The sequence below is a fragment of the Streptomyces sp. NPDC002181 genome (assembly GCF_042890485.1).
Lineage (GTDB): Bacteria > Actinomycetota > Actinomycetes > Streptomycetales > Streptomycetaceae > Streptomyces.
In genome coordinates this window covers 10,001-21,575 of sequence record NZ_JBIASC010000021.1, presented here as the reverse complement: position 1 = coordinate 21,575, position 11,575 = coordinate 10,001, and the positions used below count along the sequence as shown (strand labels likewise).

Below are 11,575 nucleotides of genomic sequence, written 5' to 3'. Positions count from 1 at the left end.
GCACGGGCCGCGCGGGGCGTCGGCGGGCGCAAACGACACCGGGAGCGGTGGCGGCCGGGGAGGTGAGCCTTGTCGTGTCGGCAGGGCTTGGTCCCGCGATCCTGACAACATTGATGAAGGACGATCCGCAGGACGTCTCAGGCCAAGGTGCCTCTGAGAGTTGGGGGCAGATGCCGGCAGAACCCCGGTCCCTGGTGCCGCTGCTCGCGGTCTGTGCGGGCTACTTCATGGTCATCCTGGACGTGACCATCGTCAACGTCGCCGTTCCCGTCGTGGGACGGGAGCTGTCGGCTTCGCTCACCGGGATCCAGTGGATCACCGACGGGTACACCCTGGCCTTCGCCGGCCTCCTCCTCACCGGCGGCGCGCTCGGGGACAGGCTGGGCAACCGCCGGGTCTTCTGTACCGGGGTCGTGGTGTTCACCGTGGCCTCGGCAGGATGCGGGCTGGCTCAGCACACCGGCACCCTGATCGCTGCCCGGCTGCTGGAGGGGGCCGGAGCGGCGCTGACCGTGCCGGGCTCGCTCGCCCTCCTCCAGCAGGCCTACCCCTCATCCGCCGAACGCTCCCGCGCCTTCGGGCTCTGGGGCTCGATGGCCGGCATCGCAGCCTCAGCCGGCCCACTCCTCGGCGGCCTCATCGTCACCACCATCGGGTGGCGCTGGGTGTTCTTCATCAACCTGCCCATCGGATGCGCCTGCCTGCTGCTGACCCTGCGCCACGTGGCCCCCTCACCCCGGCAGTCCGGCCGCTCACTGGACTGGCCCGCCCAGTGCGCGGTCGTCGCCACCGTCGCCCTGCTGACCGCCGTCCTGAACGAGGCCGGACGGCGCGGCTGGACAGACCCCCTGATCCTGACCGGAGCCGGCCTGTGCCTTGTGGCCGCCGCCGCGTTCGTCCTGCGCGAGCACCTGGCCGCGGCACCCGTATTGCCGCTGCGGCTCCTGCGCTCCCGTGCGTTGAGCGGCGGTGCCGTGATCGGCTTGCTGTTCAACCTCGCCTTCTACGGCATGGTCTTCACCGCCAGCCTCTACTTCCAGCAGCACCGCGGCCTGAGCGCCCTGCGCACCGGGCTCGCCCTGTTCCCCGCGGTGGCGATGACGATGTTCGCCTCCGTCCTGTCCGGGAAACTGGCACGACGCACCGGAGACCGCCCCCTGGTGGTCGCCGGCATGCTGCTGGGAGCAGCGGGCCTGGCAGGCTGGGCCGCCGCCGGAGCGGACCCGGGCTACCCGCTGCTCATCGCGCCCATGATGGCCGCGGGCTTCGGCACCTCCTTCGCCCTCACCGGTTCGACCACCACCGTCATGGCAGCCGCACCCCATGGCTTTTCCGGTACCGCCTCGGCCCTGTTCAACACCACCCGCCAGATCGGCAGTGCCACAGGCGTCGCACTGGGAGGCTCACTGCTCGCCTCCACCGCCGACTTCACCACCGGACTGCGCATCAGCATGGGCATCGGCGCGGCCGCCTACCTGACAGCGGCCGTCCTCGCGCTCTACTGCATCCCGCCGAACCGGAACCCCCGCACGGCCTCCTGAAGCCCCTGCGGCCGTGCTCTCGCGCGTTCCGGGGACCTGGCCCGACCGGCTCCCGCGTCGGACGTGGTGCGCGACGTCGGCCGTACGGGTGGAAGGCCGACGCCGTCCAGGGGATGGTGCGGCGTGGTTGTTTGGCTCGTGGCGCAAATGTCTACGGATCGCGGGCCGGTGTTCGAAGGACATGCCGGCGTGACCCTCCGCTTCTGAAGGAGATCTCCCACCATGCCCAGAAACCCGCGATGGCTCGTCGCCTTGGCGGCGGGAGCCGCAGTGCTGAGCGGGGGCTCGGCCGTGGCGTCGGCAGCGCCGTCGTCCGCGGTCAACCCGGCCCCCTACTCCACCATCGTCGTCGACCGCAGCACCGTGGCACACGGTGAGAGCTTCACTGTGTCCGCGAGTCGCTACTGGCCGAACGAGGAGGTGTACGTACGGCTGGTCCCGCGGGGGCGTGCCGACGATGATGCCCGCGCCCTGCAGGGATTCGACGGGGACGGAGACTGGCGTGCCGGCCGGCGCATCGTGACCCTGGCCATCCTCCTCGCCGACGCCGACGGAGAGGTCTCCGGCACGGTCAGGGTTCCCGAGCGGCACGGCCGGCACCTCCTCAGGGGTGAGTATCAGCTGGAGCTCGCCGGGCACGGCTCCCAGCTGTGGCAGTCGATCGCGTTCCGGGTGATCGCGGCCGAGGACGGCAGCGGCGGGAAGAAGCCCGGCCATCGTCCCCGCGAGGAGCAGGGACAGGATCCGCGCAAGGAGCAGGGGCAGGGACCCCGCGAGGAGCAGGGACAGGATCCGCGCAAGGAGCAGGGACAGGGGCCCCGCGAGGAGCAGGCACAGGATCCGCGCAAGGAGCAGGGACAGGGACCCCGCGAGGACTCACCTGAGGACTCGTACGAGGACTCGCACGGGGAGCCCCACCGGAACTGACCGGGTTGCGCCGCCGCGCCGTGGTGAGTGACGGGTCCGACCCATGCCACAGACCCGTGATTCCGGCCCCGGCGAGGAGGTCACCGTGTTCTCCGCCGGCCTCGCCGACAGCACCCTCGACAGCCGGACGGCCACCGTCCCGAACACCTCGACGGCGAACGCCATCGTGGCGGCCGCCGCGCCATGCGCTTCGTGATCGTAGATCGTACGCCGGGCCCATCCGCCCGCCCCTGAAGGGAATTTCATGCTCAGATCGGAAAGGGCCGTCAAGGTCCTGGGGGCCGGCGCATGCCTGGTCTCCGTCCTGGCGCTCTCCGCACCGACCGCCTCGGCCACGACCACCGACATCGACTGCGGTGAGATCCAGACCGGCGTGGTGTCCTGCCTGCTGCCGGACGGTGCGTCCTCGTACGACACCACGGCCCTGCTGGCGGCCGCCCAGGCGGCGACCGAGACGTCGCTGTCCACGACCACCCCCCTGGTCATCACCGCCTACGGGGGTGCCGGACGGTACGGCAGCAACGGCGGCGGCCTCTACCGCGGCGGCGACGGCGGCAACGGTGGCAAGGCGCAGACCGTGACGTCGGTATCGAGCTTCCAATCGGCGTTCGGACAAACGCTGTACTACTACGTCGGGCAGCTCGGCGCGACCTCCGCCGGCGGCCGCGGCGGCGCCTCGACCCTGGTCTCCGGCGTGGACCTGACCACCCAGAACCCGTGCATCTCCGGCTACGGCACCTGCACCACGACCACACTGCTCGCCGACGCCGCCGGTGGCGGAGGCGGTGGCCAGGGCAACGCCAACGGCAACGGCGGCGCCGGCGGCAACGGCGGCACCGCGGTCTCCGGGCAGATCATCTCGGCCGGATCCAAGGGCGGCAACGGCAAGGCGACCACCGGTCTCACCCGTACCGGTGCCGGCGGCAGCGGTGGCAGCAACGGTGACGGTGGCGACGGGGGCCGGGGCGGCTCCGGTGTGGACCACAAGGCCGGTACCAGCGGCATCGACGGGATCGGCGGCCTGGGAGGCCCGGTCCACACCAGCAACGGCCCCAACGCGGGGGCGAGCTGGACGAACAACACCTCCCTCCTGTTCGGCAACGCCGGGCAGGGCGGCGAGGGCGAGTGGCGGACCAACGGCACCAACTACGGCAGCGGCGGAGGCGGCGGCGGTGGCTGGGGTGGCGGGGGCGGCGGCGGTGGCGGCGGTGAGGCCATCACCGGCGGTGGCGGCGGCGGTGGCGGCAGCTGGGCGGCTGCCAACACCGACACGATCACGAGCGTCCCGGTGATCTCCAACGGCAACACCGGCGGCAACGGCTCCGTCTACGCCACGTTCGTCGGCACGTCGACGTCCAAGTCCAAGACCAAGTCCGGCTGACACCGGACACGGCCGTCGAAGCCTTCCTGGAGCGCCTTCGACGACTGCGCCCCGCCGCCCGACCCCGCACAGGGGCCGGGCGCCGGGGCGCAGTCGCGCGTTGACGGCCCCGCGCCGTCAGGGCGTCTTGGGCGGTGTGGTCGCGGTAGAGCACATCGAGATCGCCAAGCCGCGCAGCAGCTGCACGGTCAGCTCGGCGACCGGCGGAAACCTGGTGCCTTCGCGTTTCCGCCCCAACATCCGCCGTACTCAGGCGAAACGGCGAGGCCGGCTCGGGGCGCGCAAGGCGTGCGAGAGCGCACTCATGCTGATGTCGACGACCGTGCGCAGCTGCTTCCGGCTCGCCCGGGTCTTGCTCATCACGGCCAGCGACTGGTTGACCGCCGTGATGTGAACCGCGAAGTCGTCGGCATCGCCTTCGGTCAACTGCGCGGCGTTCAAGGCGGTCCGCAGCCGTGCGTGCTGAGAGTCCAGAGCTTCGATCGCGCGTGCGGCGATGGTGGGGCTGAGCGCCGGCGCCGCCATCGCGGTCTGGGCGATCAGACATCCATCAGGTACGTCAGGGTCGGCGATGCGCTGCAGGGTGACCTCGAAGAACGCCCGTACCGCCTGGAGCGGTTCCTCGGACGCACATGAAAGCGCCTGGTCGTACTCGTTTCCGTACCGCGCGGCGTACCGGTCCAGACAGCGCAGATAGAGCGCGTCCTTGTCGCCGAACGAGGAGTAGATGGAACTGCGGTTCAGTCCGGTCGTCCTGGAGAGGTCGTCGAGAGACGTGTCGGCGTATCCGGCCCGCCAGAACTGGACCATCGCGGCGTCGAGCACGATGTCCACGTCGAACTGCTTCTTCCCGGCCATCACGCGTGCACCTCGTTCTCGTACCAGCCGTCGGGGCCCTGCTCATCCTATCTTGAACTGATCAGTTCAAGATGCAGTAGGCTCCCGAACATGACCGACGACGCCATGGCCCCGGACCGCTCCGGCGACCAGAACCCGGTCCCCGGGTTGCCGCTGTACGACCTGGCGGGTTTCACTCACCGCTGGGTCGACGCGGAGGGAATCCGACTCCATGCCGTGGAAGGCGGCCGGCCGGCCGGTCCTGCCGTCGTCCTGCTCGCCGGATTCCCACAGACCTGGTGGGCTTGGCGAAAGGTGATGCCGGGTCTTGCCGAGCGATTCCACGTGATCGCGATCGACCTGCCGGGCCAGGGCCACTCCGACCGCCCTCAAGGGGCCTACGACACGTACACCGTCGCTTCGCGCGTCCAGGCCGCGCTGACCGCGCTCAACGTGCCGAAGTACTGGCTCGTCGCCCACGACATCGGGGCCTGGGTCGCCTTCTCGCTCGCCCTGGAGTACGAAGAGCGCCTGCATGGTGTCGCTCTGCTTGACGCCGGCATCCCCGGAATCAGCCTCCCGGACTCCATCCCAACGGATCCCGACCGGGCCTGGAAGACCTGGCACTTCGCCTTCCACTTGGTGCCGGAACTGCCCGAGACCCTGCTCGCCGGCCGCGAGCGTGACTACGTCGGCTGGTTCTTGAAGGTCAAGGCCCTGTCACCGAACACCTTCGACGGCGCCGAGATCGGCCATTACGCCGCCGCCATCGCGGCAGAGGGAGGGCTTTCGGCGTCTCTCGCCTACTACCGCGACGCCGCGGAATCGGCGCGCAAGAATCATGCCGCTCTCGAACGGGGGCACTTGACCGTCCCGGTCCTGGGAATCTCCAGCTCCCATGGCTCGATCCCCGACATGGCCGCCTCCCTGAGTCCATGGGCCAAGAACGCGAGCGGCGTCGTCATCCCGCAAGCCGGACACTTCATTCCCGACGAGCAGCCCGACGCAACGGTGGACGCGTTGACCGCGTTCATCGATCACGAGCGTGTCGGGTAGTCCGCGACGCGCTGCTCAGCGGCCACCCACCTCCGTTCGCGAGTACTTCCGGGCGGGGCCGCGCGGAACCCATGGCGGCGTGTGCCGGACTCCGCGCGGTGTGGTGCGTGCGGACTACGGCTTGTGGGCGACGCCGCCGGCGATGCACCGCTGGGCTGCGCTCAAAGACTTGAGCCGCGGGCCGTCCGGCCACCAGTCGGCGCACCGCACCAGGCCCGGGTCGACCATCTCCAACCCGTTGAACAGCTCCTCCAGTTCGGCCCTTGTGGAGAAGGTGCCGCTGCCCATCATGCTGTGCAGGAACATGTCCTCCATCTTCCGGGCGGTCGGACTGTATTCGTCCTCGGGATCCAGGAAGTGGCTGATCGCCACGTACGACCCGGACGGAAGGGCGTCGAGGTAGGCGCGCATGATGTCCGTGCGCGTGCGCGTGTCCTCGCCGTTGTGGTGGTGCAGTGTGCCCATGTGGAGAAGCGCGATCGGCTGGTCCCAGTCCAGATGGGACCGTACGAGTTCGTTGCCGAGCAGCCTCTCCGGTTCGAAGATGTCCTCGGCGGTGATGACGGCGCTCTCGTTGCCGTCCAACAGCGCGCGGCTGTGGGCCAGCACCAGGGGGTCGTTGTCCACGTAGACGATGCGGGCGCCTGGGTTGACGCGCTGTACCACCTGGTGGGTGTTCTCGGCGGTCGGCAGGCCCGACCCGCAGTCCAGGTACTGGGTGATGCCGGCCTGGCCGGCGAGGAAGCGGCAGACACGGATCAAGAAGGCGCGGTTCTCGACCGCCAGGTCCGCAGCCTCCGGAGCGGCCTTCTGCACACTCCGGACCACTTCGCGGTCCACCTCGTAGTTGTCGGTCCCACCCAGGAACGCGTCGTACACCCTGGCGATACTGGGCTTCGTCGGATCGATCTGGGTCGTTGTACTGGACATGCGGGCCTCGCGGGCGGTTTCGATGGGATCGGTCGGCCACCGGACACTAGTGAGACCGGTAGGCCGAACGGGGCACCGACTCCGATGACGCACCGGAATCCAGCCGATGGTGTGACCAATACGGTCGCCAACCTTGGGGCTGAGCTGTGCGGCGCGCCGACCCACCCGTCCTGGGCCGACCCCGCCGCGGCAGGATCAGGCCTCCGCCCGGACGTCGAGGCGGCTCCCTATCGGCGGAAGTGGGCGTGGTGTTCGTCCAGGAAGGCGTCGAGGGTGCGGGGCGGGCGCCCGAGGATGTCGGTCACGGTGGTGGTGGGCGTTTCGGGTCGGGCAACGGCGAGTTGCTGGATCTCCGTCACGTGGTCGGCGAGCCGGCTGGGCATGTGGGCGCGGTGGATGAGGTGGTCGCGCAGTTCGTTCGGGGTGAGGTTGACGTAACGGACCCGATGGCCGGTCAGGGTGGTCAGCCTGGAGGCGAGTTCGGGGTAGGAGACGGCTTCGGGTCCGGTCAGTGCGTAGGTGCCGCCGGCGATGCCCGGGTCGGTGAGGGCGGCTGCGGCGACGTCGCCGATGTCGCGGCAGTCGATGTGGTTGAAAGGCGCGTCGCCCGACGTGCCGAAGATGACGCCTTGGGTGACGGTGGGGGCCAGCCGCAGGAGGTTCTGCATGAACGCGTAAGGGCGCAGAACGGTATGGGCGAGGCCGCCGGCCTTCAGGTGTTCCTCGACGGCGTGGTGCCCGCGGGAGATGGCGACGGGGGAGTCGGGTTCGGCGGCGGGTGCGGAGACCTTGACGATGTGTCCGATGCCGGAGTGGGCGGCGATGTCCATGACGCGGGTTTCGAGTTCGACCTGTGCGGGGCTGTTGGCCATGGCGAGGAAGAGCTGGCCGGCGCCCTTGAAGGCGGCGTGCAGGGAGTGGGGATCGGTGGCGTCCGCGTACTGAACCTCGACGGGCGTGTGGCGTGCACCGGTTATGCCGGGGATCGGCTTGTGCGGGGTGCGGGTCAGTGCGCGGACGGGTGTGCCGAGTGGGAGCAGGCTGTGGAGCAGGGCGTTTCCGGTCGCTCCGGTCGATCCCATGACAACGATCATCGTGTGCTCATTCCTTGCTGACTTCACGGCGGCGGGTGCTGCCGGGGTGGGTGTGGTGGGATTCGGGCTCGGGCCCGTGAGGCGGGTGGGCCCGGTGCCTGGAGGGGCTATGCCGGGGATGCTGTGGTGGTGCTGCGCCAGCGCAGGGTGACGACGGTGGTGGCGAGGGCCGCGGAGACGGGCAGATCGATGCGCAGGCGCTCCAGCCACGGGGTTGCGGGGATCGGGCTGTGGGCGGGTAGCCACTGGCCGGTGAACCATCCCAGCAGTGCCGCCGAGCCGGCTGCGGTGATGGCGAGTGCGGCGGTCAGGACGACGCGCGGCATGGCGGTGGTCCACGGTCGGGGCTGCCCGCCGTGCCGCAGCCAGGTGCCGACCAGGAACGCCACCACGGCGGAGGTGCCGGCGATGGAGGTGCAGGCGGCCACGGCCAGGTCCTGCTGCCCGGTGACCACTCCGGCGGTACCGGCCATCACCGCGGGGGCGGCGTAGGCGGTCAGCACCTCGCGCCACAAGGTGAACGGTCGAGTTGTCCGGGAGGCTGCACGGTTTCGGCTGGTCCTGTCCTTCGTTGCGGGCATGCTGGCCTCTTTCTCATGCGTGTCAGGGAAGCGAAGGGGGGCGCGGCGGAGACGGCATGGCCTACCCCCCAATGTAATTAGGTGGCTAACTACTACACCGTAAAAATGGGGCCCTACCTGGAAGGTGGGGCCACATCGGCTGAGAGTCGGGTCAGTCGGCGACCAGGGCAGTACTTCCGCGCACGACGCGGGCGAGCAGATCCAGGAACACCGCGCGCTCCTCGATGGAAAGCGCGCCCACCATCGCCTCAAGCCGCCCGAAGTGCTCGGGCGCCATGTCGTGCAAGCGCTGCGCACCGCGCGCGGTCAGAACGGCCACCGTGCCCCGGCCGTCCTCCGCGGACGGGCGGCGGGCGATCAAGCCCTCGCGTTCGAGGCCGTCCAGCAGGCCGGTGACCGTGGCCCTGGAGACATCGAGATCGGCCGCGAGGTGCGAGGGGGACTTCTCCCCGCCGTGGTCTTCGAGGTCGGCGAGCAGACGGTAACGCCCGGTCGACAGGCCGAACCTGGCGAAGTGCGCCTCGGCCGCCCGGCCGACCCTCGCGCCCGCCGAGATCAGCCGCACCGCGACCAGTACGGCTTGTGGATCGACCTCCAGGCCGTAGTGCTCGACCTGCCGCCTGGCCTGGTCCAGCGTGGGTGCCTCGCCGTCGATGCCGTCCCTCGTCATGTAAGTAATATGGCGGCTAATCACTTGGGCTGTCAAGGCGCCTCGGTCTCTGCCGTCGTCATCCGCTGAACGCTCCGCCCGCCACGACTCGACCCCGCAACGCCCCACCGTGTACGAGGGATGCCACGCCCCCAGGGCTTCTGCGACACCCTTTGGCATGGGCCGTTCCTGATCATCCGCGGTCCCGGTCGGGCGACGCCGCCGCGACCCCCGGCGAGGGGCCGCAGCATGCCGGCCGGCACCACCGCTTCGCCGCCGTACGCCGTCCCCTGCCCGGGGCCGTCAGGCTCCGCGGAGCGGTACGCCCTCGTGTCCGCCGACGGACGGCTGGTGCGGGCACCGGAGTTGAGCGCGGTCGGGCCGCTCCACCCGGATCGCCGGGGCGGATTCGTCGCGCCCGCCGCCGATGACGAGGGCCGTTGTGGCTACGTCGATCACCGCGGTGCTTGGCCGGGCGCACCGGCGCTCGCGTGCACCGGCGCGTTCGAGGACGGCGGACTGTCCCGCTTCCAGGCTCCGGACGGCCACTGGGGGTACGCCGGGGCGGACGGAATACCCGTCATCGCGGCGACCTGGACGAAGGCCGGCGTGTTCCGCGAGGGCGTGGCCGCCGCCCGTACCGAGGACGGGGTCGGGTTCATCGACACCTCGGGCGGCTTCGTGATCCGCCCGCAGTACGCCGCGGCGGGCCCGTTCGCGCCGAACGGGCTCGCCGGCGTGCGGATGGCGGACGGCGGCCGCTGCGGATACGTCGACCGCACGGGCCGTATGGTCATCGGGCCGCGTTTCGACGGCGCGAAGCCTTCGGCCCCGACGGGGCGGCAGTCGTGCGGGTGGGCGACCTGTGGGGCCTGATCGGCGAGAACGGCGCGTGGATCGTCGAACCGTCCTTCCCGATGCCGGGCCCCTTCGACGAGAACGGCCTCGCCTACGTCCTCGGCGGCTCTGTCGGCAACCACTTCCGCGGCTTCCTGAACGCCTGCGGCGAAGTGGTGATCAAGGCGGCGGACCGGCTGGCGCAGGACTTCCGGTGCGGCCTGGTCCGCTTCGACGACGGCTACGCACACGGCTACCTCGACGCCACCGGGGAGGAGGCCATCGCGCAGTGTCTACGAACGGGCGGAGGATTTCGACTTCGCCGGTGCCGCGGTGGCCCACTGCCTGGCACCTGGAGGAGGGCTCCGAGGGGGCCCTTGCCGCCGCCGACCGTCCCTCCGGCCGGGCATGGGGCGTTCTGCGCTCCGACGAACGGTTCATCCCCGTCCACCACTTGGAGCCCCTCACCGACGCCGACGGCCGGGTTCTCGGGTTCGGCTCCGGGACCGGACTCGCCGCCTTCGTCACCCGTGACGGCGGCGTCGCCCACGTGGACCGCGACCGCCGGGACGTCTGCCGGGTCGTGGCCGCCTCGGACGGCGCCGCCCTGCGGCTGATGGACCCGGCCGGAGAGACCCTGTGGGAAACCACCACGTCCGCAGGCAGCCAGCCGCGCGTCGACCCCGCCCACTGCGGGGAGGCGCATTCCTACCTGGTCTATCCCGGTGCCCCGCATCGGGACATCGGCGAGCTCGCGGTCGAGCTGCTGGCCGCCGAGCCCCGTTGGTTCGAGCCCTGCTCGCTGATCTTCGACTCCAGGCAGGACCCGTACGAGCCCGCCGAGCCGGAGGACGATCCGGAGGCGGACGACGACGCCTGGTGGGGTGCCATGAGCGTGGTCGCAGAGGCCTTCCTCTACGCCGAGCACCAGCACGACTTCTCCTTCCTCCAGGACTGGGCGGTCGAACGGTTCGGCGAGATCGAGACGGACGCGGCCGGCCGGCTCACCGCCCGCTTCGGTGAGCCGCTCCCCGGAGCCGAGCTGTCCCTGCGCTGCGGCGACGGGGACGTGGAGATCCAGCTCTGGCTCGCCGCCGTCACGGACCCAGCACCGCACTAACAGAATCGACCGATGCGTCCGCGCGCGTCGCGCACTGATCCTGCCGGACGACCACATCGACCGGCTCTGGACCCCTCAGGCCAAAGCGGTCCTCACCGGAGACCTCGGGCGTGCACTCCGCTCGGCCGTGCATCACGGGACAGCGCCCGCCCCAAATGAAACAGCCGTTATTGGCACGATTACATGACAAGTAATCAGTACGGGTTGAATTGACAGTGGGCTCCTATGCCTTCGGAATTCAGCGCTGTCATATTCGCATCAGATCGTTCCGCTCATCTCGTTGCACCCATCAGGGGGAAGGCAGGAACATGGGCAAATCCAGGTATGGCACCGCGGCGTCGGCCATCGTGCTGGCCACGTTGGGATCGCTCGCGGCCGAGGCCGGCACGGCTCACGCCGAAGCGGGCCAGGACGCCATCAGCATGCTGAAGCAGGAGAAGACCCAGTGGTGCTGGGTCGCCTCCGGGTTGACCATCGCCAAGTTCCAGGGCTTAGGCTCCACGCAGACGGACTTCTGCAACCGGGCCCAGCCCTACTACGGCTGCAACAACCAGCCCGCCACGCTCGACGACATGGCCAGGGGCTGGAGCAGCCTCGGCATGGCCCACACCGGCTCGGGCCT

General features: G+C 70.2%; 13 protein-coding genes (1 of these 13 only partly in view). 8 read left to right on the top strand and 5 right to left on the bottom strand.

Annotated features, from left to right (window positions below):
* The first annotated feature begins 170 nt into the window (after window positions 1-170).
* From ACFYXV_RS32895 to ACFYXV_RS32880, 4 genes are all read left to right on the top strand, one after another.
* Window positions 171-1,541: an MFS transporter gene (locus tag ACFYXV_RS32895; RefSeq protein ID WP_389384921.1), complete on the top strand. Its 1,371-nt coding sequence runs from the start codon at window positions 171-173 to the stop codon at window positions 1,539-1,541.
* Window positions 1,542-1,763: 222 nt separating this feature from the next.
* Window positions 1,764-2,468: a hypothetical protein gene (locus tag ACFYXV_RS32890; protein WP_389384920.1), complete on the top strand. Its 705-nt coding sequence runs from the start codon at window positions 1,764-1,766 to the stop codon at window positions 2,466-2,468.
* Window positions 2,469-2,511: 43 nt separating this feature from the next.
* Window positions 2,512-2,664, top strand: coding sequence for a hypothetical protein (locus ACFYXV_RS32885; protein ID WP_389384919.1), 153 nt, complete (start codon window positions 2,512-2,514; stop codon window positions 2,662-2,664).
* 48 nt (window positions 2,665-2,712) lie between these two features.
* Window positions 2,713-3,849, top strand: coding sequence for a hypothetical protein (locus tag ACFYXV_RS32880; protein WP_389384918.1), 1,137 nt, complete (start codon window positions 2,713-2,715; stop codon window positions 3,847-3,849).
* Between the two features lie 249 nt (window positions 3,850-4,098).
* Here ACFYXV_RS32880 and ACFYXV_RS32875 read toward each other — a convergent pair whose 3' ends face one another.
* A complete protein-coding gene (locus tag ACFYXV_RS32875) occupies window positions 4,099-4,707 on the bottom strand; it encodes a TetR/AcrR family transcriptional regulator (RefSeq protein WP_389384917.1) in 609 nt (202 codons plus the stop codon).
* Between the two features lie 90 nt (window positions 4,708-4,797).
* On the opposite strand from ACFYXV_RS32875, the gene ACFYXV_RS32870 reads away from it, so the two are divergent.
* Complete coding sequence (locus ACFYXV_RS32870; RefSeq protein ID WP_389384916.1) at window positions 4,798-5,742, top strand: alpha/beta fold hydrolase; 945 nt, start codon at window positions 4,798-4,800, stop codon at window positions 5,740-5,742.
* A gap of 114 nt (window positions 5,743-5,856) precedes the next feature.
* Here ACFYXV_RS32870 and ACFYXV_RS32865 read toward each other — a convergent pair whose 3' ends face one another.
* From ACFYXV_RS32865 to ACFYXV_RS32850, 4 genes are all read right to left on the bottom strand, one after another.
* The gene (locus ACFYXV_RS32865; protein WP_385473957.1) at window positions 5,857-6,672 is read right to left on the bottom strand and encodes an SAM-dependent methyltransferase; all 816 of its coding nucleotides are present in this window, start codon (window positions 6,670-6,672) and stop codon (window positions 5,857-5,859) included.
* Window positions 6,673-6,899: 227 nt separating this feature from the next.
* Complete coding sequence (locus ACFYXV_RS32860) at window positions 6,900-7,754, bottom strand: NmrA family NAD(P)-binding protein (RefSeq protein ID WP_389384915.1); 855 nt, start codon at window positions 7,752-7,754, stop codon at window positions 6,900-6,902.
* A 119-nt stretch (window positions 7,755-7,873) separates the two neighbouring features.
* Complete coding sequence (locus ACFYXV_RS32855) at window positions 7,874-8,347, bottom strand: hypothetical protein (RefSeq protein ID WP_389384914.1); 474 nt, start codon at window positions 8,345-8,347, stop codon at window positions 7,874-7,876.
* 151 nt (window positions 8,348-8,498) lie between these two features.
* Window positions 8,499-9,017: a MarR family winged helix-turn-helix transcriptional regulator gene (locus ACFYXV_RS32850; RefSeq protein ID WP_389384913.1), complete on the bottom strand. Its 519-nt coding sequence runs from the start codon at window positions 9,015-9,017 to the stop codon at window positions 8,499-8,501.
* A 228-nt stretch (window positions 9,018-9,245) separates the two neighbouring features.
* Between ACFYXV_RS32850 and ACFYXV_RS32845 the strand changes: the two genes are divergently transcribed.
* From ACFYXV_RS32845 to ACFYXV_RS32835, 3 genes are all read left to right on the top strand, one after another.
* Window positions 9,246-9,872, top strand: a complete 627-nt coding sequence (locus tag ACFYXV_RS32845) for a WG repeat-containing protein (protein WP_389384912.1) — start codon at window positions 9,246-9,248, stop codon at window positions 9,870-9,872.
* A gap of 286 nt (window positions 9,873-10,158) precedes the next feature.
* The gene (locus tag ACFYXV_RS32840; protein ID WP_389384911.1) at window positions 10,159-10,953 is read left to right on the top strand and encodes a hypothetical protein; all 795 of its coding nucleotides are present in this window, start codon (window positions 10,159-10,161) and stop codon (window positions 10,951-10,953) included.
* 308 nt (window positions 10,954-11,261) lie between these two features.
* On the top strand, window positions 11,262-11,575 hold the 5' portion of the coding sequence (locus ACFYXV_RS32835; protein WP_389384910.1) for a papain-like cysteine protease family protein. The gene runs 250 nt beyond the window's last position; the window shows 314 of its 564 coding nt (coding positions 1-314); it begins with the start codon at window positions 11,262-11,264; the stop codon falls past the right edge of the window.